The organism is Thermus sp. 2.9 (assembly GCF_000794385.1).
In the GTDB taxonomy this organism is placed as follows: domain Bacteria; phylum Deinococcota; class Deinococci; order Deinococcales; family Thermaceae; genus Thermus; species Thermus thalpophilus.
Window position 1 is genome coordinate 1 of sequence record NZ_JTJB01000035.1, and the last position, 21,361, is coordinate 21,361.

Genomic DNA, 21,361 nt, shown 5'->3' on the forward strand with positions numbered 1-21,361 from the left:
TCTCTCCCTTCTCCCGCCCCCTCCGGGGTACAAGGCAATTTACTAGGCAAGCCCAGCACGCCTTGACCCTCTTGGGGGCAGGTGCTATCGTGGCCTCTGGGGTGGCCAGGCCCCGGGGCGTAGCGCAGGCCGGTAGCGCACCTGCTTTGGGAGCAGGGGGTCGCCCGTTCAAATCGGGCCGCCCCGACCACGCGGGAGTAGCTCAGTTGGTAGAGCATCGGCCTTCCAAGCCGAGGGTCGCGGGTTCGAGTCCCGTCTCCCGCTCCAACCGGCCGGGGTGGAGCGCCACCCCGGCCTCCTTGCATGGGCCCGTAGCTCAGGGGACAGAGCAGCCGCCTTCTAAGCGGTAGGTCGGGGGTTCGAATCCCTCCGGGCCCGCCAAGACCAGAACACAAAGCTTCACCCCCCGGTAGCGTGGCCGGGGGGTGGTTCTGTTAGCTTATGGTTAGCTTATCTAGGCCTGCCCTCGAGGGCCCACCAGGTCTTCTGGGTCCAGGACCCAGCCCCGCCGCTCCTCCTCTAGGAGGTGCCGGTACACCCCTAGGGTGATGTTGGGGTTGGCGTGGCCCAACCGCTCTGAAACGAGCTCCAAGGGGGCCCCGTGGGCCAGGAGGAGGCTCTCGTAGGTGTGGCGGAGGTCGTGGACGCGGAGGTGGGGGAGGCCGTACCTCTGGCAGATGCGGCGCAGGGTGTGGTTGGGGGCGTTCACGTCCAGGGGTCGTTCAGGGTCGTTGCCGGGGAAGACCCAGTCTTCCGGAGGGGGCGGCGCTCCCAAGCGCTCAGTCCACCAGTCCCGGTAGGCCCGAAGGCGCAGGAGGGTGGCTTGGGGGATGGGCACGACCCGGCGGCTCGTGGCCGTTTTGGGTTCGCTTATGGCGGCCTTGCTCCCTTCGTTGGTCCAGACCCGCCGCACGTGAAGAAGGCCTTCCTCTAGGTCTACGTCCGCCCACTTTAGGCCTAGGGCTTCTCCCTTCCGCAACCCACAGGCCAGGCAGAGGAGGAGGACCAAAGCGGTGCGCCGGTCTGGGTGAGCGTCTAAGGCCTTGAGGAGGACCGCCACTTCTTCCCGCTCCAGGGTCTTGCCAGCCTTAGGTTTGCCGGCCCCTCGAGGGGGCTTCACCTTCACGGGGGCCACGGGGTTGCGGGCCACGAGCTCCAGGCTCACGGCTTCCTCAAAGAGGGCTCCCGCACCTTGGCCACGGTGCGGGGGGAAAGCCCCCGCTCCATGAGGGCGCTCAGGACAGCCCGGATTTGGGTGGGTTGTACCCCTTGCAGGCGGCTAGAGCCCAAGGGGTCCTTGGCCAGGGGGTCTTTTAGGGAGGGGAGGGCGTAGGTGAGTTCTTGCCGGTACAGGTGGAGGGTTCTGTGGCGCACCTCACGGGCCTTCTGCTTGAGCCAGTTTTCCGCCCATTCCCGCAGGGTGAGGCTTTCGGGATTGAGGAGCAGACCCTTGAAGAGCTTGGCGGCCATCTCGGTTCGCCAGGCTTCCGCCTCCTTCTTGGTGGAGAAGGACCGGGTGAGCTTACGAGGCTTCCCCGTGGCCGGGTCGTGGCCCACGGTGATCTGGGCCACCCAGCGCTTTCTGGCCTTGTGGAAGAAAACCGTGCCGGTGCCCTTGGCGGAACGCCTGGCCATCCTCCCCTCCTCTCGCGCTTTCCCATTATGCTCCCCTCTTGCCCCCGTGGCGGGGGCCTGCTACCCTGGGCTCGTGGCCCACAAGCGAATACCCCTTCGCGCCTGAGACGTCCTTGGGACCCCTCGAGGGGGAGGAAGAGGCCCGAAGAGGGCCGGAATGCGGCTTTAGGAGGTATACCGTGGGCGTTCCTTGGTACTTCCACCGTCCCCGTCTTTGGGAAAAGGACTGCGCCACCACCCTGGCTCGGCTTTGGGACGTTTGGGGCCTCTACAGGGGGCTTCACGAGAGGCCCCTCGAGGAGGGCGAGACCTGGGAGGACCGGGAGGAGGCCCTTCTGGTTTTCTGGTGCGACGAGTGGCTTGACCTCTTTAACCTTTTGGAGGCGGCCTGGCGCAAGGGGTGCGGGTGGGAGGACGCGCGCCGCCTCCTCGAGGAGGCCCTGACCTACCCGCCCTTCCTCCGGGACGTGGAGTATTGGCCCGGCTGGGTTGAGGGCTTCTTCCTCCACGCGGAGGCCCACGGGAAGGAGGTGGCCCTCGAGGCCCGGGCCAATCTGCTGGTGCACATGGGCAAGCAAGCGCCCCACCTCACCGCCCTGCGCTTCCCAAAGGGGGTAGAGCCCCCTCCGCCTAACCCCCCTCTTGAGCACCTCGAGGCCTTCTGGAGGAGGTTGGAGGAGCAGACCCCGGCCCAGGAGGAGGCGGCGGTCTTCTACGTGGGCCTAGCCGCCCTCTTGGGCCTCTACCTCCACCCGGAGGAGGCGGAGGCCGCCCTCGCCCTGGGGCGGGAGGTGGCCGTGAAGCGGTGGCCCTGGCCCCTCCCCCCGAGCTTCCGCGTTTGGCTCGAGGGGGAAGGCCGCCTCCTCTACCCCTACCACCCCCTCTTGGTGGCCCGGAGGCGGGCCGCTTTTGTCTGGGAGTACCTGGCCCAGGGCAAGCCAGCCCGGGGGCTCTGGAAACGCCCCTTTCAGGACCTCCTTCCGCCCCTGGTGGCGGCGGCCAGGACGCACCCCCGGGGGGCGGGGGAGGTGGCCCGCGCGTTCCTGGCCCAGGGGGAGGAGGTAAGGGCGGGGTTCTTGAGGGAGGGGAGGGAAGAGGAAGCGGCCCTCCTGGAGCGGCTTCTTGAGCCCTTCGCCTCCTTGGCCGCCCTCGAGGGCGGACCCTAACTTTACCCAAGTTGCCACCTATTCTCTGCCTTGGGGATGCAAAAATAGAGGCCGCTAGGCTGAGAGAAACGATAGCGGCCTTCCGCATTATGGACGACCCGCTCCAGGCCATGGGCCACAAGGACGACCCCCAGACCAAGACCCCCTCCAGCGTCCTCCTCACCCTTTGCGTGGTCGCCGCCATGCACTTTGGGGGGAACCACAGAAAGACCCCGGCCTTCGCCCGAGACTTCGCCCTCTTCTCCCACATCCCCTCCCCAAGCCGCTTCAGCCGGAGGATCCACCCCCTCAAGCCCTACCTCCTGGCCTTCCTCAAAACGTGTTTGCCCTTCGGGCAAAGCAACCCCCTCCTCTCCCGCCTCTGGAAAGACCCGCGTCAAGCCCAGGGGTACGCCCTGGATACCTTCCCCCTTCCCACCTGCGAAAACATCCGGGCCCAGAGGTCCAGGCTGACCCCGGGGCGGGTTTACCGGGGATACATCCCCAGCAAGCGGGTCTACTTCCACGGCTTCAAGCCGCACTTGTTGGTGGACGACCGCCTCTTTGTGCACGAGGTGGGGTTGACCCTGGGGAGCGCGCATGACCTGAACTCCCTTTTTCTCCTGCCCCTAGAGGTGGAGGAGGGGAAGCCCCTTTATCTGGACCGGGGGTACGAGAGCCACGTGTGGGAGGAGGTGATGCGGGAGGCTATGGGGATAGAGGTGATGCCCATTCGCAAGCGGAGGAGCAAGCGGTATGTGCCTTGGTCGCAGTACTTGGCCATCCTGGGGCGGCGGGTGGTGGAGACGGTGGGGAGCATGTCGCGCGGGCTCTTCCCTCGGCGCATCCACGCTGTGACCCAGGAGAGGTTTGTCCTGAAGGTGCTCAGCTTTGTCCTGGTCCACAACATCCGGCTTTTGGCACAGAGGATGGAGTAGGTGGCAACTTGGGTTATCTTAAAGTCCATGCGAGGGCTTTCCAGCGAGGAAGCGAGGCGCAGGCTCCAGGAGTTCGGACCCAACGCCCTGCCGGAAGAGCCGGAGGAGCCCCTTTGGCAAAGGTTCCTGCGCCAATTCCAAAGTCCCCTCATCTACATCCTCCTCTTCGCCCTCGCCGTTGACCTGGCCCTTTGGCTTGCCGAGGGGGCCCATGGCGTTCCCCTGGAGTCCTTGAGCATCCTGGTCATTCTCCTCCTGAACGCCGGGCTTGGCACCTTCCAGGAAAAACGCTCGGAGGAGGCTTTAAAGCGCCTGAAGGCCTTAGCGGAGCCCCTGGTCTACGTCCTCCGCGATGGCCGCTTTGTACGCCTGCCGAGCCGGGAACTAGTTCCTGGGGACGTGGTGCGTTTGGAGGCCGGGGACCGCATCCCCGCGGACGGCGTCTTGCTGGAAGGAAGCGGGGTCTTGGTGGACGAAAGCGTCCTCACCGGGGAAAGCGTGCCCGTGGAAAAGGGGGTGGGGGAGGAGGTCCACGCCGGGACCCTCCTCGTGCGGGGGCGGGCCCTTGTGGAGGTGACCCGCACCGGGCTCAAAAGCGCCATGGGGCGCATCGCCGCCCTCCTCGCCGGGATGGAGGAGGAAAAAACCCCTTTAGAGCGCCGGCTCCACGCCTTCGGAAACCGGGTGGCGCGTTGGGTGCTTCTCCTCGCCCTGGCCCTGGTCCTCCTCGGCTTTTGGGTGGAGGGGTTTTCCGCCAAGGTGGTCCTCTTCGCCGTGGCCTTGGCGGTGGCGGCCGTGCCCGAGGGGCTTCCCGCCATCCTCACCTTGGCGTTGAGCCTGGGGATGGAGCGCATGGCCCGCCGCAAGGCGGTGGTGCGGCGCCTGGCCGCGGTGGAGGCCTTGGGGAGCGTGACGGTGATCGCCACGGACAAGACGGGCACCCTCACGGAAAACCGCATGGAGGTGGAAAGCGTGGTGGGCCCAGACCCCGAAGGGGCCCTCCTCGCCATGGTGCTCTGCAACGACGCCGATCTCGCCACGGGGGCGGGGGATCCCTTGGAGCTCGGCCTCCTTCGCTACGCCGCCAAGGCCGGCTTGGACGTGGAGCGGCTTAGGCGGGAGTACCCCCGCCTTTCCGAGCGCCCCTTTGACAGCGCCTGGAAGTACATGCGGGTGACCACGCCAAAGGGGAGCTACCTCAAGGGGGCGCCCGAGGCCCTGATCCCCAGGCTTGCCCTCCCTGAGCAGGAAAAGGCCCGCCTCCTGCAGGAGGCGGAGGCCCACGCCGCCAAGGGGTACCGGGTATTGGCCCTGGCCTTTGGCGAAGGTGAGCGGGAGGAAGGCCTCCGCTTCCTCGGCTTCGTTTTGCTCCTGGACCCACCCCGGCCCGAGGTGCCCGAGGCCATGCGCCGGATCCTGGAGGCGGGGGTACGGGTGGTGATGGTCACGGGGGACCACCCCGCCACCGCTCTGGCCATTGCCCGGCGCATCGGCCTTCCGGTGGAAACGGTGGCCACGGGGGAGGACCTCGAGGACCTCTGCGATGAGGACCTGTTAGAGGTGGACGTGTTTGCCCGGGTGAAGCCGGAGCAAAAGCTACGGATTGTGGACGCCCTTCAAAGGGCGGGGGAGGTGGTGGCCATGACCGGGGACGGGGTGAACGACGCCCCGGCCCTCAAGCGGGCGGACGTGGGGGTGGCCATGGGCGAGCGGGGCTCGGAGGTGAGCCGGGAGGTGGCGGATCTGGTCCTTCTGGACGACAACTTCGCCACCCTGGTGGCCGCCATTGAGGAGGGGCGGAGCATCTACGAGAACATCCAGAAGTTCCTCCGCTTTCTCTTCTCCACCAACCTCTCGGAAATCCTGGTGGTGGCGGCGGGCATGGTCTCGCCGCTATCTTGGGCTTGAGGGACGCCGCCGGCCACCTCCTCTTGCCCCTCACGGCGGTGCAGATCCTCTGGATTAACCTGGTGACGGACGGCCTCCCCGCCCTGGCCCTGGCCCTGGACCAAAACCCCGGGGTGCTTAGGCGCCCCCCGCGGCCCAAGGAAAGCCCGCTTCTGGACGGGCCTTCTCTGCGCTTTGTCCTCCTCACGGGGGGGGTGAAGGCGGGGCTCGCCCTGGGCCTTCTCGCCCTTCTTCCCCTCTGGGTGGGGGTGGAGGCGGCCCGGAGCACCACCTTCCACTTCATGGCCGTGGGGCAGCTCTTCTTCGCCTACGCCGCCCGGCACACCGAGCTCGTCCCCCTACCGAACCCCTACCTACACGGGGCCGTGGCCCTGGGGATTTTGGCGCAGCTCGCCCTGGGCACCTGGTTCCCAGGGCTCGTGGAGGCGGTGCCCCTTCCCCCTTGGCTTTGGGGGGGGGTGATCGCCCTGGCCCTTCTGGCCTGGGGCCTGGCGGAGGCGGTGGACCGGCTAGTATGGCGAAAGGAGGTGTTGCGGTGAAGGCGAAGGACGTGATGGTAAGTCCGGTGGTGAGCGTGCCCCTAGGCGCCACCTTGGACCAGGTGGCGCGGCTCATGGTGGAGCGGCGCATTGGAAGCGTGCTGGTGGTGGACGGGCAAGGTAAGCTGGTGGGCGTCGTCACGGAAACGGACTTCCTCAAGGAGCGGGGGATCCCCTTTTCCACCTACCGGGCCCCCATGCTCTTGGGCCGCTTTCTGGACGGGGCGGGAATAGAGCGGATCCTGGAGGAGGCCCGCACCACCCGGGTGGAGGAGATCATGACCGCCCCAGTGCACGCCGTGGGCCCCGAGGAGCCCTTGGCCCGAGTTTTGGACCTCATGCTCACCTACGACATCAACCACGTGCCCGTGGTGGACGAGGGGGGGCAAGCCCGTTGGCATCATCTCCCGCTTTGACCTCCTAAGGCTCCTCCAGGCCCGCCTATGACCGGGCTCGCTTTCTTGGGCGTGGCCTTGGTGGTCTTCGCCGAGGCGCGGGTGGCCCACTAGGGGGACGCCCTGGCGGAGAAGCGGGGCTGGGGCCGGGCCTGGGCGGGGGCCGCCACCTCCCTGCCCGAGGTGGTGGCGACATTGAGCGCCGCCCGGATTGGAGCCTTTGACCTGGCGGTGGGGAACGTCCTGGGCTCCCACCTCTTCAACGCCCTCATCCTGGCCTGGCACGACCTCCTTTACCCCCAGGTCCTTTTTCCCGGAGGCCCACGAGAGCCACCCGCCAGCGCTTCTCGTCGCCTTGGCCATGTAGGGCGTGGTCTTGGAGGGGATGAGCTACCAGGCCGTGCGCAAGCTGGCCGTGATGCCCTGGCCCTTTACCTCCTCGGGCTTCTTTGGCTTTACGCCCTGCGGTGAGGCACCACCAGGACGGGCTTGGGGCTTTTGCGCACCACCTCGAGGGCCACGCTCCCCAGGAGCACGCTGTCAAGCCCCGTGCGGCCGTGGCTGCCCATGACGATGAGGTCGTGTCGTTCCGCCTCTTTTAGGATCACTTCCGCCGCCCGGCCCTCCAGTAGGTGGGCCTCAAAAGCTACCTCCAGCTCCTCCGCCAGGTGGGTTCCCCGGTCCAGGGCCTGAAGCCCCACCTGGCGCAGGTCCTCTAGGAGGGCGCGGTGGTAGGGAAGGGTTTCCGGGCCCAAAAGGAGCTTGGGCCCTAAGGGCTCCAAAACGTAAAGGAAGCTGACCTTGGCCCCCAGGGCCTTGGCCAAGCGGAGGCCTTCCTCGAGGCCAACCTCGGCGGCCTCGCTCCCATCCGTGGGCAACAAGAGGCGCTTATACATCCCTTACCCCTCAATGACCACGGGCAGGATCACGGGGTCGCGGCCCGTGGCCTTCTTCAAGAACTTCTTCACCGGGTAGTAGATGTCGTCCCGGATGCGCTCCAAAGGCTTTTTCTCCCGCACGCCGTTTTGCAAAGCCTCTAGGGCCATGCGCCGCACCTCCCCCAAAAGCCTTTCCCCCGCCTTCACGAAGCCCCGGGACACCACCTCCACCACCGGGTCCTCCCCCGCCAGGGCGGTGATGACCACCAGGCCCTCCTCCGCCATGTGGCGCCGGTCGGCCAGGATCTCCTCGGTGATGTCCCCCACGCCCAGGCCGTCCACGTAAAGCACCCCGTGGGGCACCTCCCCCGCCTTCTCAAAGGTGTCCCGGGTGAGGCGGTACACGGCCCCGTTTTCCCCGATCAAGGTCTTCTCGGGCGGACGGCTCATCCCCTCCGCCAGCCACTTGAAGTTCACTTGATGGCGCACCTCCCCGTGCCACGGGAGGAAGAAGCGGGGGGTGGTGAGGTTCAAGATGAGCTTGAGCTCCTCCTGGGAGGCGTGGCCCGAGGCGTGGACCTTGTAGGTGGGGGGGTAGAGGACGTACGCCCCCAGGGCGTACAGGCGGTTGATGACCCGGTTCACCGCCTCCTCGTTGCCGGGGATGGGGCTAGAGGAAAGGATCACCGTGTCCCCGGGCTTGATGGCCATCTTGGCGTGCCCCTCAAAGGCCAGGCGGTGGAGGACGGACATGGGCTGGCCCTGGCTTCCCGTGGCCAGGATGAGGACCTGGTGGTCGGGGAGGTCCTTCACCTCCTCCAGGGTGTAGAGGCGGTCCTTCACCTTGAGGTAGCCCAGCTCCATGGCGATGCGGCTGAACTTGAGCATGCTCCGCCCCTCCATGGCCACCTTGCGCCCGTACTTCTCCGCCGCCCAGATCACCGACTGGATGCGGTGGATGTGGCTGGCGAAGGTGGTGACGAAGACCCGCCCCGGGGCGCGGCCGATGACCCGGTCCAGCTCCTTGGCGATCTCCATCTCGCTCGGGGTGTAGCCGGGCCGCTCGGCGTTGGTGGCGTCGGCGATGAGGAGCAAAACCCCTTCCGCCCCCGCCTGGGCCACCTTGGCCAGGTGGGAGACCTTGCCGTCAATGGGCGTGGCGTCCAGCTTGAAGTCCCCGGTGTGAACGATGGTGCCGATGGGGGTGCGGATCACCACCCCGGAGTTGTCGGGGATGGAGTGGGTCATGCGGAAGAGGTCCAGGTTGAAGTACCGCCCCACCTGGATGCGGTCGTCGGGGGAGACCTCCTTCAGGTTGAAGGCCCCGGGCCTCAGGCCAAACTCCTCCAGCTTGCCCTTCAAAAGCCCCAGGGTGAGCTTGGCCCCGTAGATGGGCACGGGGCTTTCCTTGCCGAAGACCATGGGCAGGATGAAGGGGAGGCCTCCGATGTGGTCCTCGTGGCCGTGGGTGAGGACCCAGGCCTTGATGCGGTGGCGGTTTTCCACCAGGTAGTCCACCCGGGGGATGAGGAGGTCCACCCCGGGCATCCCCTCGTCGGGGAAGGCTAATCCCCCGTCCAGGACGAAGATTTCCTCGCGGAAGCGAAAGGCGGTGATGTTCTTGCCGATCTCCCCCATCCCCCCCAAGGGGATGATCTCCACGGCGTCCTGGGGGCCGCTTGCGGCAACCGGGGTCTCTTGCGGCCGCTTCTTGCGCCTCCTCCTGGGCTTGCGTTCTTGCGTTTCCATAAACCTCCCATCTTCCCGGCTAGGCCGGGGTTACGGCTTGGGGAACCCCCAGGGGCTAGCCGCGCCGCCTGGGGGGGATTTTGCCTTCCAGCTCGGGCCGGATCAGGTCGATCTTGCCCCGCTCGTCGATGCGGTGCACCTTGACCTTGATCACGTCGCCCACCTTAAGGTGGTCCTCCACCCGCTCCACCCGGCCGGGGGCGATCTGGCTGATGTGAAGGAGCCCTTCGGTGCCGGGGAACAGGCTCACGAAGGCCCCAAAGGGGGTGATCTTGGTGACGGTACCCTCGTAGACCTCGCCCACCTTGGCCTCGCGGGTGAGGTCTTCTATGCGCTTCTTGGCCTTTTCCGCCGCCTCGAGGTCCGCGGAGTAGATGCGCACCGTCCCGTCTTCCTCTATGTCCACCTCCACGCCCAACTCCTCCAGGGCCCTCACGTTCTTCCCCCCAGGGCCGATGACCAGCCCGATTTTCTCCACCGGCACCTTGAGGGTGAGGATCCTCGGGGCGAAGGGCTTGAGCTCGGGGCGCGGGGCGGGGAGGACGCTTTCCATGATGGAGAGGATCTGAAGCCGGGCTTCCCGGGCCTGCATCAGGGCCTCCTTGAGCACCTCCCGGGGCAACCCCCCCACCTTGTTGTCCATCTGCAAGGCGGTGACCCCGTCCCGGGTGCCCGCCACCTTGAAGTCCATGTCCCCGAGGGCGTCCTCGAGGCCCAGGATGTCCGTGAGGATCACCGCCCGGTCGCCTTCCCACACCAGGCCCATGGCCACCCCGGCCACGGGCTTTTGGATGGGCACCCCGGCGTCCATGAGGGCCAGGCAGCCGGCGCAGACCGTGGCCATGGAGCTGGAGCCGTTGGACTCCAGCACGTCCCCCACCACCCGGATGGTGTAGGGGAAGCTTTCCTCAGGCGGGAGCACCGCCCTTAGGGCCCGCTTGGCCAGGTTGCCGTGGCCCACCTCCCGCCGGGAAACCCCGCGGAGCCGCTTCACCTCCCCGGTGGAGTAGGGGGGGAAGTTGTAGTGGACCAGGAAGGGGTCGGTCTCGTCAATCCCCAGGTCGTCAATGATCTGCTCGTCCCTGCCCGTGCCCAAGGTGACGGTGCCCAGCACCTGGGTCTCCCCCCGGGTGAAGACTGCCGAGCCGTGGGCCCGGGGCAGGACGTCCACCTCCACCCAGATGGGCCTTAGGTCCTTGGGGCCGCGGCCGTCCGCCCGCTTGCCCTCCTCCAAGACCAGGCGCCGGAGCTCCCGCCGCACCACCTCGTCAAAGGCGCTCTCGTAGAGGGGCTTTTTGCTCTCGTCCGGGGTGCCGTCCTCCAGCCGGGGCAGGACCTCGGCGATGAGGCTTTCGGCGAAGGCCTCGAGGGCCCGGCTCCTTTCCCCCTTGCTCGCCGTCTGGAGCACCTGGGAAAGCCCCCGCTCCAGGGCCAGGCGGTAGAGGGCTTCCTTCTCCTCCTCGGGAAGGGTTTCCGGGGGCGTCCAGGCCATCTTGGGCTTGCCGAGCTCCCTCGCCATCCTTTCCTGGAGCTCCAGGATGGGCTTCATCTCCTTGTGGGCGAACTCCAGGGCCTGGACCAGGGTCTCCTCGTCCACCTCCTTCGCCCCGGCCTCCACCATCAGGATGGCCTCCCGGCTTCCCGCCACCACCAGGTCCAGCTGGCTTTCCTCCAGCTCCTGGAGGGTGGGGTTGAGGACGAACTGCCCGCCGATGAGCCCCACCCGCACCGCGGCGATGGGGCCTTCCCAGGGAATGTCGGAAAGCATAAGGGCGGCGCTGGCCCCAATGGGCCCCAGGATGTCGGGGGGGTTCTTCTGGTCCGCGGAAAGCACCGTGAGGATGACCTGCACCTCGTGGCGGAAGCCCTTGGGGAAGAGGGGCCGGATGGGGCGGTCCGTCATTCGGGCGGAAAGGATGGCCTTTTCCCCCGGGCGCCCCTCCCGGCGCATGAAGCTCCCCGGGATCTTGCCCACGGCGTAGTGGCGCTCCTCAAACTCCACGGTGAGGGGCAGGAAGTCCGCCTGGATGGGCTCCTCCGAGGCTTGGGCCGTGGCGAGGACCACGGTGTCCCCGTAGCGCACCAAGACGGAGCCGGAAACCTGCTTGGCGTACTTGCCCGTTTCCAGAACCAAGGGGCGTCCCGCCACCTGGGTTTCGTATCGGAAGGCTTGGGGTGTGTTGGGTGTGACTTCTGGCATACGCTCCTCTAAGCGAAGGGCGGAGCCCTAAGGCCCCGCCCCCGACCTAAACCCCAGTTTACTTCCTCAGGCCCAGCTTCTCAACCAGGGCGCGGTAGCGTTCAGGGTCTTCCCGCTCCAGGTAGCGAAGAAGCCTGCGGCGCTGCCCCACCAGCATGAGGAGACCCCGGTGGGAGTGGTGGTCGTGCTTGTGCACCTGGAGGTGCTCGGAAAGCTTGTTGATGCGCAAAGTGAGTAGCGCCACCTGCACCTCGGTGCTCCCCGTGTCCCCGGGGAAGCGGGCGAACTCCTCTATGACCTTCTGCTTCTCTTCCTTGGTGATGGGCATCTTGACCTCCGTCAGGGGGGAAGGCGCCTTTTTGCCCCTTCCTCCTCAAAGCCCGCTTCGGGCCTCACCTAGGATAGGCCCCCCGCCCCTTCCCGTCAAGGAGGAAGAGGAAAAGGGCCAAGAGGGCGAGGCTTGCCCCCGCGGCGAAGGCCACCTCGGGCCCCAAGGCCTGCCAAAGAAGCCCGAAAAGCAGGCTTGCGGGAAAGAGAAGCACCCCCACCACCGTGTGGTAGAGCCCGATGGCACTGGCCTTGGCCTCTTTAGGGACCAAGGTGGCGAGGTAAGCGCGGCTGCTCCCCTCAAACGCGGCGGAGTAAAGGGCGTAAAGGAGCAAGAAGGCCACCCCCCAGGCGGGGCTTTCCGCCCAGGCGAAGCCCAGGTAGACCAAGGCGTAAAGGAAAAACCCCAGGGCCACCACCCGCCTTAAGCCCACCCGGTCCGCCAGGCTCCCCAAGGGGTAAGAGAGCAGGGCGTAAAGGAGGTTGTAGCCGGTGTAGGCCAAGGTCACTGCCTCTTGGGAAAGGCCCAAGTTCCTGAGGCGGAGGAGGAGAAAGGCGTTGGAGGAAAGCGCCAGGGCGAAGATGCCCGAGATGAGGAGAAGGCGGCGGTAAGAGGGGGGCATGGCCCTAAGCCCCAAGGGGGGCAGGGCGGGAGGAGGCCCCTGGCGAGGGGCCTCCCGCACCAAGAAGAGGGCCAGAAAGGCCAGGCTTGCGGGGATGGCCGAGGCCCAGAAGACCCCCCGCACCCCCAGGTGGGGAAGGAGGAGGAAGGCGAGGAGGGGGCCAAGGGTGGCCCCCAAGGTGTCCAGGCCCCGGTGAAGGCCGTAGGCCCGGCCCAAGGCGTCTTGCGCCACGCCCTCCGCCAGGAGGGCATCCCGGGGAGCGGTCCTTAGCCCCTTCCCCGTGCGGTCTAAGAAGCGGTAAAGGAGGACGTGGAAAGGGCTTTGCGCCAGGGCCAAAAGGGGGCGGAACAAGGCGGGAAGGCCGTAGCCGAGGAGGAGCAGGGGCTTGCGCCGGCCCAAGCGGTCGGAGACCCTTCCCCCCACCACCTTGAAAAGGCTCGCCGTGGCCTCGGCCACCCCTTCCACCAGGCCCAAAGTCCCCGCCCCGGCCCCCAGGCTGGCGAGGAAGAGGGGCAGAAGGGGATAGACCATTTCGCTGGCCACGTCCATGAGGAGGCTCACCAGGCCCAAGAGGTAGACGAGGGCGGGGAGCCTCACGGCCGGAACCTCGCGTAGAGCCCGAGCAAAAAGGGCTCCGGCAACACCATGAGGACGGAAAGGGGATCTAGGGGTGCCGGGGCGAGCCAGGCCAGTCCCAAGGGGGTGGCGAAGGGGAGGGGCAGGGTGCGGGTGAGGAGGAAGAGGCCTAGGAGGGCAAGGGAAAGCCCCACCCCTAGCCGCCACACTTGGGGGGCGAAGGGAGGCTCGGAGTCGGGGTACATGAAGCGGAGGACCACCAGGGCCAGGGCGTGCGTCACCTTTAGGGCCAAAAGGACGAGGAAAAGTTGGCCGTAGAAGTAGTACTCGGAAACGAGGCCGTAGCGCACCGCCTCGGCTTCGGAGAGGCCCAAAGCGCTTCCACAGAGGCCCTGGCCCAAGGCCCCCCCGAGCCCCAGGCCCAAAAACTGGAGGAAGAAGGGGAGAAGGCTTAACCCCACCACCCAAGCTAGCCCAGGACCGGACACGAACCCCACGGCTATAGCCTCTTTCTCCGTGGCGAAAAGGTCAAGGGCCGGAAGGCCCCGGCCCTTGACCCAAGGCGCTCACCAAAGGCGCACGCCCGGCACCGGGTTCAGGTTGCTGAAAAGCTGCACCAAGGTGGGGCCGTAGGCCAACACCACCAGGATCACCGCCACGGCGAACCAGAAGCCGATGCGGTCCATGGCCTGGACGAGCCGCCGGTCCTCGGGGCCGGAGATCACCTCGGCGAAGGGCACGGGGGCTTCGGCCAGCTCCGGCCGCCGCTCCCGGCCCAGAAGGACGCTGAAGAGGCCGTAAATGAAGAGGATGAGCGCCACCAGAAGCACGATGCCCGCCAGGATGTTGAAGACCATGGGCACGGCGGCGTGGGGGTAAGCGTCCGGGACCTGGGCGATATAGGCCCTGCGGGGCACGTTGAGAAGCCCGGCCCAGTGCAGGCCCACGGCCATGAGCATCATGCCGATGAACCAAAGCCACACCACCGCCAGGCCCAGCCGCCTTTGGGCGTCGGAGATGGGCTTGCCCGTGAGGTTGGGGATGAGCCACCATAAGGAGCCCATGGCGGTGAGGGTCACCAGGCTCGCCACCTGCAGGTGGAAATGGCCGGGAATCCAGGCGGTGTTGTGCACCACGTAGTCCAGGGTGAAGCTGGCGTTCACGATGCCGCCCGCGCCGCCGGGAATGAAGCCCAGAAGGCCCAGCACCGGGGCCACAAAAGCGGGGTTATCCCAGGGTAGAGCCTTGATCCAGCCGAAAAGCCCCTTGCCGCCCCGCATCCTCCCAGCGAACTCCAGGCTGGCCGCAATGGTGAAAGCGGTCATGAGGCTCGGCACCGCCACGAAGAGGGTGAGGATGGAGTGGATCAGCTTCCAGGTGGGGTCAATCCCGGGGTCGGCGAACTGGTGGTGGAAGCCCACGGGGGTGGAAAGGAGGAGGAAGAGGAGGAAGGCCAGGCGGGCCATGGGGTCGGAGACCAGCTTGCCCCCCGCCTGCTTGGGGAGAATGGTGTAGATGATGGCGTAGGCCGGCAGGAGCCAGAAGTAGACGATGGGGTGGCCGGTCCACCAGAAGAGGGTGCGGGCCACCAGGGGGTCAACCCCTTGGATGAGGCCAAAGGACCAGGGCAGGAGGAAGAGAACCGCCTCGAGGACAAGCCCGATGGAGGCCAGGAACCACATGAGCCAGAAGACCACGGCCATGTAGGTGACCAAGGGGGTCACCTTCCCCGGGTTTTGCGCCTTCCAGCGGCGCCAGAGGTCCAGCACCACGTAGATGCTCACCCAAGTGGAGAGGACGAAGACGCTGGCCCCCAGGTAGAAGGCCCAGTGGCCCTTAAGGGGCGGGTAGAAGGTGTAGAGCACCGTGGCCTCGTTGGCCAGGAGGGGAAGCGCCGCCACCAAAAGCCCCAGGAAGGCCATCCACCAGGAAAGCCACACCAGGCGCATGTTGGGCCGGAGGTTCAGCTCCCGGGCAGGCAGGTAGACCATGATGGCCTGGGCGAAGAGCTGGGTGAAGACGATGGCGTTCAGGACGCCGTGTAGGGTCAGGCCCTGGTAGTAGGACTGGACGAAGGGCAAGAGGCGCTTAAGGAGGGGGTAGGCGTCCACGTTGCCGTAGTTCAGGGCCTGGAAGGGGCCGAAAAGGCTTCCCACGATCACGGCGATGAAGCCCAGGACCAGGAAGTAGAGGGTGGCCTTCTTTTCCGGATAGGCCTCGTAGATACGGCTTATTTCTCCGCTACGCACCGCCATGGCTCACTCCTTCACCACGATCTTGCCGAACATGTTCTGGTGGCCGAGGCCGCAGTACTGGTTGCAGATGATCCGGTACTCCCCCGCCTTCCGGAAGGTGTAGCGCACGGTGGAGACCTCCCCGGGAAGCACCTCCACGTTGATGTTCGTTCCCTCCACGTGGAAGCCGTGAATCACGTCCGGGCTCGTGATCTTGAAGACGATTTCGGCCCCCTTGGGCACCTCAATGGGATTGGGCTGGTAGCCGAAGGCGAAGGCCAGGACGTGGACGGTGTACTGGTTGGGGCCCGTCTGGACCACCGCCTGGGTGGGGTTGGCCCAAGGGCCTTCCGTGCGCACCGTGGCGGGGTTCACCCGTTCCAGCTTGCCCGCGGGGATAGCCCCTGCGGTGTGGGTGGCCAAGGTGTAGGCGATGAGGGCGATGAAGACGATAAGCATGACCAAGGAGAAGGCCAGCCAGCCCCTCTCGTAGGCCAGGACCGCTTTGTGGGCTTTGTGTTCGTCCAGCATGGCTTACCCCCTAGCGAAGAAAAGGGCATATACCCCCAGCCAGAAGACCAAGATGGTGAGGGTAAGAACCACTATTACTCCCATGGCACCGACTGGTTTTTCCTCCATACCCTGCCTCCCTAACGGCGGTGTGCCGTATACGGGGGTTAGGGTAGCAAAAACCTCGGGGAAGGGTGAAGTACATTTGTCCCTATCGCACGCACTATTTCGGGACAAATGTCCCTACAGAGCTCAACATACCAGAGGGGGGTAAATAGTCGGGGCCGGGAAGCACTCCCGGCCCCTGGCCTGGCTTGGCTTAGGCCCCGCTTCCCACCCGGGCCAGGACCAGGCGGCTCACCTCCTTTAGGGTTTCAAACACCCCTTTGCCTTCGGTGGCCACCGCCTCAAACACGGGAAAGCGCCCCTCCGGGTCCACCACCGCCCGCACCATCTCCACGGGGAGGGCGTCGGGGAGGTCGCGCTTGTTCACCTGGAGGACCACGGGGAGGTCTTCCACCTTGAGGCCGTATTCCGCCAGGTTCTCCCGCATGTTGCGCATGCTCTCGGCGTTGGCCCGAAGGCGGTTAGGGGCGGAGTCGGCCACGAAGACGATGCCGTCCACGCCCCGGAGGATGAGCTTGCGGCTTGCGTTGTAGAAGACCTGTCCGGGCACGGTGTAGAGGTGGAAACGGGTTTTAAAACCCTTGACCTCCCCCAGGTCCAAGGGCAGGAAGTCAAAGAAGAGGGTGCGCTCGTCCTCGGTGGCCAGGGAAACCATCTCCCCCTTGCGGCCTTCTGGGATCTTGCCGTAAATCCACTTGAGGTTGGTGGTCTTGCCCGAGAGGCCGGGGCCGTAGTAGACGATTTTGAAGTTGATCTCGCGGTTGGCGAAGTTGATGGTGCTCATGCTAGTTGCCGAAGAGTTCGTCCAAAAGGGCCTTGGCTTCCTCGCGGTACTGGGTGTCCAGGTTGAGCTTGGGCGGATTGGCCAGGGCTTCCGCGGCGAGCCTAGCCAGGGCTTCCGCCGCCCGCTTGCCGTAAAGCTTCACCTTGCCCAAAGGGGCGTTCTCGTCAAAGACCAGAACCAAAAGGGCGTGCTCCCCGGCCTCGTCCACGTAGAGGCCCATGCGCTCGCCCTGGTGCACCACTTCCTGGAAGCGGGCCTCGCCCAGAAGCTTGGCCAGGGCCTGGGTGGCGGCGGCGTTGCCCGCCACCAGGGTGGCCAGGGAGTCTAGGGGCGGGGGCTTAGGGGCCCAGAGGGCCTCCTTGTGGGCTAGAACGAAGCCCTTGCGGTCAATGAAGAGGGCGTAGCGGGCCCCGGTTTCCCGTAAGGTTTCCTCCAGGACGTCCATGGCCCGCTCGTAGGGGCCTCCGTAGAGGACCAGGGAAGGTTCCACCATAGTATGCTCAGTCTACCATGAGGCCTTTTTTGGAGGAGGCAAGGGCGCTTCTTGCGGAGCTGGTGGCGCTGCCCACGGTGAGCGCCGAGGGCAAGGCCTTGGCCGAGGGGGCGGAAAAGGTGGCGGCGCTCTTCAGGGACCTAGGGCTGACGGCGGAGCTAGCGGAGGGGTATGGTCCTCCGGTGGTCTACGCCGAGGGCGGGGAGGGGGGGAAGACCCTTCTTTTTTACAACCACTACGATGTCCAGCCCCCGGACCCCTTGGAACTTTGGGAAAGCGACCCCTTTACCCTGGTGGAGCGGGACGGAGCCTGGTACGGCCGGGGCACCCATGACGACAAGGGGGAGCTGGTGGCCAGGCTTATGGCGCTCAAGCTTTTCCGGGAGAAGCACGGGTTTTTGCCCCGGGTGAAGTTCGTGGTGGAGGGGGAGGAGGAGGTGGGGAGCCCCCACCTCGAGGCCTACGTGGAAGCCCACGCCCCCCGCCTCCAGGCGGACGCCATCCTCTGGGAGGCGGGCGGGGTGGACGCGAGGGGGCGGCCCTACCTCTACGCCGGGCTGAAAGGGATCGTGGCCTTGGAGCTACGGGTGCGCACCGCCCGCTATGACCTGCACTCCTCCTACGGGGCGGTGGTGGAAAACCCCATCTACCGCCTGAGCCGGGCCCTGGCCTCCCTGCGGGACGAGGAGGGGAGGGTCTTGATCCCCGGCTTCTACGCCAAGGTGCGCCCCCTCACGCCTTTAGAGCTGGAGGTCTTGGCGGAGATCCCCGACGAAAGCGAGGCGTTGAAAGAGGCCTTCGGCGTGCGGGACTTCCTGGGCGGGGCCAGGAACCTGGAGTTCAACCAGAGGCTGTACGCCGAGCCTTGCGTGAACATCAACGGCTTCCATTCGGGCTACGGGGGGCCTGGTTCCAAGACCGTGCTTCCGGCGGAGGCCTACGCCAAGCTGGACTTCCGCCTGGTGCCGGACCAAGACCCCGAGGAGATACCCTCGCTCCTAAGGGGCCACCTCGAGGCCCAAGGCTTCCACGACGTGGAGGTGGTGGTCCTGGAAAAGGGGGAGCGCCCCGCCCGCTCCGACTTATCCCACCCCTTCGTGGACCTGGCGCGGAAGGCGTTGGAGGAAGCTTTTGGGGCGAAGGCGGTCCTCTACCCCAACATGGCGGGCTCCGGCCCCATGTACCCCTTCCTCCACCACCTGAAGGCCCCGGCGGTGGGCCTGGGGGTGGGTTACCCGGGGAGCCGCGTGCATAGCCCCAACGAGCACATCCGCATCCGGGACTTTGAGCGGGGCACCCTGGCCATCCTGCGCCTGATGGAGCGCTTCTTCGGTATCCTCTAAAGGCTATGCGCCTCGTCTTTGGCGAACAGGACACCCCTTACGAGGCGGCGCGGGTGGTGGTCCTGCCCGTGCCCTACGATCTTTCCCTTTCCTTCCTCCCCGGCGCCCGCCGGGGCCCCGAGGCCATCCTCCTGGCGAGCCGGGAACTGGAGCCCTTCCTCCTGGAGCTCGGCATCGCCCCCGAGGAAGCGGGGATCCACGCCGCCGAGCCCGTGCCCTGGGTGGCGGGAAGCGCCGAGGCGAGCCACCGCCTAATCCGGGAGGCGGCTTTGGCCCACCTGAAGGCGGGGAAGTTCCTGGTGGCCCTCGGGGGGGACCATTCGGTCACCCATCCCCTGGTCGTGGCCCACCGGGAGGCCTTGGGGGAGTTGTCCCTCCTCCACATTGACGCCCACGCCGACCTCTACCCGGAGTGGCAGGGTTCTCCTTACTCCCACGCCTCCCCCTTTTACCGCCTCCTCCAGGAGGGGTTTCCCCTGGTCCAGGTGGGGATTAGGGCCATGGACCTTGACTCCTTGCGCCTGGCAAGGGAGCGGGGCGTGGCCCTTTTCCCCGCCCACCGGCTGCACAAAGAGGGGCTTCCCCTAAAGGAGATCCTGGCCGCCTTGGGGAAGCGGGTTTACATCAGCTTTGACTTTGACGCCCTGGACCCCGCGGTGATGCCCAGCGTGGGCACCCCCTTGCCCGGGGGGCTCACCTACCGCCAGGCGGTGGACCTCCTGGAGGCGGTCTTCGCCGAGAAGGAGGTGGTGGGCATGGACTTCGTGGAGCTTTCCCCTAACGGCCAGTTCCACGCCGAGATGACCGCGGCCCAGCTCGTCTACCACGCCATCGGCCTGAAGGCGCTCCAGGCCCGGTGGCTTTCCCCGGAAGGGGAGCACAGTTAGGAAGGGCGTCTTCCCGTAGCCTTGGGGCATGCGCCTCGGCCTCTTTCTCTTCCTTTTTGCCCCCGCCCTAGCCCAGGTCCTCACCCTCCCCGAGCTTCGGGCCCGGACCTACGGGGAGGGGGGCTTCCGGGTGGAGCGGGTCTTGGAGGAGGGGGCCCGCTTCACCCGGGTGCAGTTTTCCCACCTTTCCGATGGCCTTAGGGTCCACGGCTTCGCCAACCTCCCCAAGGGCCAGGGGCCCTTCCCCGTGGTGGTGGTCCTCCACGGCTACGTGGAGCCGAGCCGCTACCGCCTCCTGGCCTACACCACCCGGTACGCCGACTGGCTTGCCCAGGAGGGCTTCTTGGTCCTCCACCCCAACTACCGGGGCCACCCCCCCTCGGAGGGGGCCCCGGCCCAGGGGCTTCGCCACGCCTACGCCGTGGACGTCCTAAACCTTTTGGCCGAGGTGCGCCGGGGAGCCTTTCCCCAGGCGGATGCCTCCCGCATCGCCCTCTTCGGCCACTCCATGGGGGGCGGCATCGCCCAGGTGGTGAGCCTGGTGGACCCCAAGCTTAAGGGGGTGGTCCTCTACGGAAGCATGAGCGGGGACGAAAGGCGTAACCTGGAGAGGATCCTCCAGTGGTCCGGGGGCAGGCGGGGTGGGGAGCTTTACACCCTTTCCCCCGAGGTCCTGCGCCAGGCCTCCCCTTGGACCTACCTGGCGGAACTCTCCGTGCCCTACAGCGTTCACCATGGGCTACAGGACGCCCAGGTTCCCCCTGAGTGGTCGTGGGCGCCTTGCCGGAGGCTTAAGGCCCTGGGCAAGCCCGTGGAGTGCTTTAGCTACCCGGGGGGGCACCTCTTCCAGGGCAGACTTGACCGCTATACCGCATAGAGCCCCAGGAAGCGCAGGGCGGAGAGGGGGTTGAAGGAGAAGGCCTCCAAGGCCGCCTTCTTCTCCCTGACCCCTTGGCGGTGAAGCATGGAGACCAGAAAGGCCCGGAGGGCCGCCAAGACCTGTGCCCCCACCCCCCGCACCTGGCAGGCATCCTCGTGGAGGAGAACGTCCCGTACCCAAAAGGACCGGTTCTCTACCTCCCACCGGTAAAGGAGAAGCTCCCCAAGCCGCCTCGCCTCCGCCACCTCCGGCCCCAAGCTGGTGAGGGCGTAGCTCACCGTCCGCCGCACCTCCCCCGTCCCCTTGTGCCTCACCTCCCGCTCCATCCGCACCACCTGCCTGGCCCCAGGGAAGGCCCGCACCTCTTCCGGCAGGTAGGGGGAAGCCCAAACCCGGTAGGTCCACACCTCCCCATCCCGCACCAGATTCCACACCGCCTCGGTCTCGCCAGGAAGCCGCCTCTCCTCCATGCCCTTGAACACCTCCAAGGCCCACTCCAAAAGTTCCCCCTGGTTAGCCTTCAGGACAAAGAGGTACGCCCCCCTTTTTGCACCACCTTCCCCGCTAACTCCGGGTACAGGTACCCCGCGTCCCCCACCACCACCTTCCCCTTGAGCCCCTCCGCCCCCAGGCGGTCCAGGAGCTCCAAAAGGGCTTGGTCCTCCCTCCCCTCCGCCCGGGCCTGGGCCAGGGTGGTATGGAGGTGCAGGGCCAGGACCTCCACCAGCTTCACCTGGGCGCTTTTCCCCTTGCCGCTTCCCCGCAGGTGCTTCCCGTCTACCACCAGGACTTCCCCAAGGTCGGCTTCGGGGAAGACCTGGAGGAGGGCCGCTTGGAGCTTTTCAGGATCCAGGCGGTGAAGGAGAAGGGTGATGGCGGTGTGGCCTGGGGCCTTGCGCAGGCCCAGGTGGGGCAAGAGGTGGGGGTTGGCGCGGGCGAAGCGTTCCACGCCCCTCAGGGAGTCCACGCGGGAAAGAAAAGCCACCAGGATGAGGGCCAGGAGGCCCCAAAGGGGGTACTGCCGGTTGCGGGCCCGGGGGTCGGGGATCTGGGACAGGGCTTCGCGCAGGGTCATGCCCCCTCTTTACTCCAGGAGCCGCATATAGGTCAAGTCTGCTTCCAGGGAGAGGTGGACCGCCGCTCCGGGAGCGTGCCTTAGCCTTCTTAAGGCGGGTCCTGCGCTAGGCTTTT

22 protein-coding genes, 3 tRNA genes and 1 pseudogene are annotated in these 21,361 nt (G+C 66.6%); 11 read left to right on the forward strand and 15 right to left on the reverse strand.

The window, feature by feature from the left end:
* Positions 1–113: 113 nt before the first annotated feature.
* From QT17_RS08690 to QT17_RS08700, 3 genes are all read left to right on the forward strand, one after another.
* Positions 114–190, forward strand: a tRNA-Pro gene (locus QT17_RS08690).
* A 1-nt stretch (position 191) separates the two neighbouring features.
* Positions 192–267 (forward strand) — tRNA-Gly (locus QT17_RS08695).
* 38 nt (positions 268–305) lie between these two features.
* Positions 306–381 (forward strand) — tRNA-Arg (locus tag QT17_RS08700).
* A gap of 73 nt (positions 382–454) precedes the next feature.
* Here QT17_RS08700 and QT17_RS15020 read toward each other — a convergent pair.
* Both QT17_RS15020 and QT17_RS15025 read right to left on the reverse strand, forming a co-directional pair.
* Positions 455–1,165, reverse strand: a complete 711-nt coding sequence (locus tag QT17_RS15020; protein ID WP_369792381.1) for a site-specific integrase — start codon at positions 1,163–1,165, stop codon at positions 455–457.
* Positions 1,162–1,635, reverse strand: coding sequence for an Arm DNA-binding domain-containing protein (locus QT17_RS15025; protein ID WP_369792382.1), 474 nt, complete (start codon positions 1,633–1,635; stop codon positions 1,162–1,164). The genes QT17_RS15020 and QT17_RS15025 overlap by 4 nt, the downstream gene beginning before the upstream one ends.
* Before the next feature lie 179 nt (positions 1,636–1,814).
* Between QT17_RS15025 and QT17_RS08710 the strand changes: the two genes are divergently transcribed.
* The 5 genes and pseudogenes from QT17_RS08710 (at position 1,815) to QT17_RS14440 (ending at position 7,031) form a co-directional block, all read left to right on the forward strand.
* Complete coding sequence (locus QT17_RS08710; RefSeq protein WP_039459117.1) at positions 1,815–2,801, forward strand: hypothetical protein; 987 nt, start codon at positions 1,815–1,817, stop codon at positions 2,799–2,801.
* Positions 2,802–2,890: 89 nt separating this feature from the next.
* Positions 2,891–3,718: a transposase gene (locus tag QT17_RS08715; RefSeq protein WP_039459119.1), complete on the forward strand. Its 828-nt coding sequence runs from the start codon at positions 2,891–2,893 to the stop codon at positions 3,716–3,718.
* A 27-nt stretch (positions 3,719–3,745) separates the two neighbouring features.
* Positions 3,746–6,165, forward strand: a pseudogene (locus tag QT17_RS08720) (cation-translocating P-type ATPase).
* Complete coding sequence (locus tag QT17_RS08725) at positions 6,162–6,581, forward strand: CBS domain-containing protein (RefSeq protein WP_235283865.1); 420 nt, start codon at positions 6,162–6,164, stop codon at positions 6,579–6,581. Before QT17_RS08720 ends, QT17_RS08725 begins: the two are co-directional and overlap by 4 nt.
* 153 nt (positions 6,582–6,734) lie before the next feature.
* Positions 6,735–7,031, forward strand: coding sequence for a hypothetical protein (locus tag QT17_RS14440; RefSeq protein WP_369792383.1), 297 nt, complete (start codon positions 6,735–6,737; stop codon positions 7,029–7,031).
* Here the strand turns inward: QT17_RS14440 and QT17_RS08735 are convergent.
* The 11 genes from QT17_RS08735 to QT17_RS08785 all read right to left on the reverse strand — a co-directional run bounded on the left by QT17_RS08735 (position 7,016) and on the right by QT17_RS08785 (position 17,060).
* Positions 7,016–7,456, reverse strand: coding sequence for a universal stress protein (locus QT17_RS08735; protein ID WP_039459122.1), 441 nt, complete (start codon positions 7,454–7,456; stop codon positions 7,016–7,018). The two genes, QT17_RS14440 and QT17_RS08735, sit on opposite strands and share 16 nt — an antisense overlap.
* Positions 7,457–7,459: 3 nt before the next feature.
* Complete coding sequence (locus tag QT17_RS08740) at positions 7,460–9,187, reverse strand: ribonuclease J (protein WP_039459125.1); 1,728 nt, start codon at positions 9,185–9,187, stop codon at positions 7,460–7,462.
* Positions 9,188–9,242: 55 nt separating this feature from the next.
* On the reverse strand, positions 9,243–11,387 hold the full coding sequence (pnp, locus tag QT17_RS08745; protein ID WP_039459128.1) for a polyribonucleotide nucleotidyltransferase: 2,145 nt from the start codon (positions 11,385–11,387) through the stop codon (positions 9,243–9,245).
* 58 nt (positions 11,388–11,445) lie between these two features.
* On the reverse strand, positions 11,446–11,715 hold the full coding sequence (gene rpsO, locus QT17_RS08750; RefSeq protein WP_039459130.1) for a 30S ribosomal protein S15: 270 nt from the start codon (positions 11,713–11,715) through the stop codon (positions 11,446–11,448).
* 64 nt (positions 11,716–11,779) lie between these two features.
* Positions 11,780–12,934 (reverse strand): MFS transporter, encoded by a 1,155-nt coding sequence (locus tag QT17_RS08755; protein WP_039459133.1) that lies wholly within the window; start codon positions 12,932–12,934, stop codon positions 11,780–11,782.
* Complete coding sequence (locus tag QT17_RS08760; RefSeq protein WP_039459135.1) at positions 12,931–13,410, reverse strand: hypothetical protein; 480 nt, start codon at positions 13,408–13,410, stop codon at positions 12,931–12,933. Before QT17_RS08760 ends, QT17_RS08755 begins: the two co-directional genes overlap by 4 nt.
* Positions 13,411–13,479: 69 nt before the next feature.
* Complete coding sequence (locus tag QT17_RS08765) at positions 13,480–15,168, reverse strand: b(o/a)3-type cytochrome-c oxidase subunit 1 (protein ID WP_039459138.1); 1,689 nt, start codon at positions 15,166–15,168, stop codon at positions 13,480–13,482.
* 3 nt (positions 15,169–15,171) lie between these two features.
* Positions 15,172–15,678 (reverse strand): cupredoxin domain-containing protein, encoded by a 507-nt coding sequence (locus tag QT17_RS08770; RefSeq protein WP_039459141.1) that lies wholly within the window; start codon positions 15,676–15,678, stop codon positions 15,172–15,174.
* 3 nt (positions 15,679–15,681) lie between these two features.
* On the reverse strand, positions 15,682–15,786 hold the full coding sequence (locus tag QT17_RS08775) for a cytochrome c oxidase subunit 2A (RefSeq protein WP_039459144.1): 105 nt from the start codon (positions 15,784–15,786) through the stop codon (positions 15,682–15,684).
* A 190-nt stretch (positions 15,787–15,976) separates the two neighbouring features.
* Entirely contained in the window at positions 15,977–16,567 is a 591-nt protein-coding gene (locus QT17_RS08780; protein ID WP_039459146.1) for an ATP/GTP-binding protein, read from the reverse strand.
* 1 nt (position 16,568) lies between these two features.
* Positions 16,569–17,060, reverse strand: coding sequence for a roadblock/LC7 domain-containing protein (locus QT17_RS08785; RefSeq protein WP_039459149.1), 492 nt, complete (start codon positions 17,058–17,060; stop codon positions 16,569–16,571).
* 17 nt (positions 17,061–17,077) lie between these two features.
* Between QT17_RS08785 and QT17_RS08790 the strand changes: the two genes are divergently transcribed.
* From QT17_RS08790 to QT17_RS08800, 3 genes are read left to right on the forward strand one after another with little or no spacing between them, the layout of a single operon-like run.
* On the forward strand, positions 17,078–18,403 hold the full coding sequence (locus QT17_RS08790; protein WP_039459153.1) for a M20/M25/M40 family metallo-hydrolase: 1,326 nt from the start codon (positions 17,078–17,080) through the stop codon (positions 18,401–18,403).
* 5 nt (positions 18,404–18,408) lie between these two features.
* A complete protein-coding gene (gene speB, locus QT17_RS08795) occupies positions 18,409–19,290 on the forward strand; it encodes an agmatinase (RefSeq protein ID WP_039459155.1) in 882 nt (293 codons plus the stop codon).
* Positions 19,291–19,318: 28 nt separating this feature from the next.
* On the forward strand, positions 19,319–20,167 hold the full coding sequence (locus QT17_RS08800; RefSeq protein ID WP_039459156.1) for a S9 family peptidase: 849 nt from the start codon (positions 19,319–19,321) through the stop codon (positions 20,165–20,167).
* Here QT17_RS08800 and QT17_RS14445 read toward each other — a convergent pair.
* A complete protein-coding gene (locus QT17_RS14445) occupies positions 20,155–20,670 on the reverse strand; it encodes a hypothetical protein (protein WP_015716433.1) in 516 nt (171 codons plus the stop codon). The genes QT17_RS08800 and QT17_RS14445 overlap by 13 nt on opposite strands.
* 20 nt (positions 20,671–20,690) lie before the next feature.
* Complete coding sequence (locus QT17_RS14745) at positions 20,691–21,245, reverse strand: transposase family protein (protein WP_014629763.1); 555 nt, start codon at positions 21,243–21,245, stop codon at positions 20,691–20,693.
* Positions 21,246–21,361: the final 116 nt, after the last annotated feature.

Bases quoted from the DNA above. Each gene is read 5' to 3' on its own strand.
- QT17_RS08715 (WP_039459119.1), top strand. From the start codon at position 2,891: ATGGACGACCCGCTCCAGGCCATGGGCCACAAGGACGACCCCCAGACC.
- QT17_RS08780 (WP_039459146.1), bottom strand. From the start codon at position 16,567: ATGAGCACCATCAACTTCGCCAACCGCGAGATCAACTTCAAAATCGTC.
- pnp (WP_039459128.1), bottom strand. From the start codon at position 11,387: ATGCCAGAAGTCACACCCAACACACCCCAAGCCTTCCGATACGAAACC.
- QT17_RS08740 (WP_039459125.1), bottom strand. From the start codon at position 9,187: ATGGAAACGCAAGAACGCAAGCCCAGGAGGAGGCGCAAGAAGCGGCCG.
- QT17_RS08765 (WP_039459138.1), bottom strand. From the start codon at position 15,168: ATGGCGGTGCGTAGCGGAGAAATAAGCCGTATCTACGAGGCCTATCCG.
- QT17_RS08785 (WP_039459149.1), bottom strand. From the start codon at position 17,060: ATGGTGGAACCTTCCCTGGTCCTCTACGGAGGCCCCTACGAGCGGGCC.
- QT17_RS08770 (WP_039459141.1), bottom strand. From the start codon at position 15,678: ATGCTGGACGAACACAAAGCCCACAAAGCGGTCCTGGCCTACGAGAGG.
- QT17_RS14745 (WP_014629763.1), bottom strand. From the start codon at position 21,245: ATGACCCTGCGCGAAGCCCTGTCCCAGATCCCCGACCCCCGGGCCCGC.
- speB (WP_039459155.1), top strand. From the start codon at position 18,409: ATGCGCCTCGTCTTTGGCGAACAGGACACCCCTTACGAGGCGGCGCGG.
- QT17_RS08800 (WP_039459156.1), top strand. From the start codon at position 19,319: ATGCGCCTCGGCCTCTTTCTCTTCCTTTTTGCCCCCGCCCTAGCCCAG.
- QT17_RS08775 (WP_039459144.1), bottom strand. From the start codon at position 15,786: ATGGAGGAAAAACCAGTCGGTGCCATGGGAGTAATAGTGGTTCTTACC.
- rpsO (WP_039459130.1), bottom strand. From the start codon at position 11,715: ATGCCCATCACCAAGGAAGAGAAGCAGAAGGTCATAGAGGAGTTCGCC.
- QT17_RS15025 (WP_369792382.1), bottom strand. From the start codon at position 1,635: ATGGCCAGGCGTTCCGCCAAGGGCACCGGCACGGTTTTCTTCCACAAG.
- QT17_RS08790 (WP_039459153.1), top strand. From the start codon at position 17,078: ATGAGGCCTTTTTTGGAGGAGGCAAGGGCGCTTCTTGCGGAGCTGGTG.
- QT17_RS08735 (WP_039459122.1), bottom strand. From the start codon at position 7,456: ATGTATAAGCGCCTCTTGTTGCCCACGGATGGGAGCGAGGCCGCCGAG.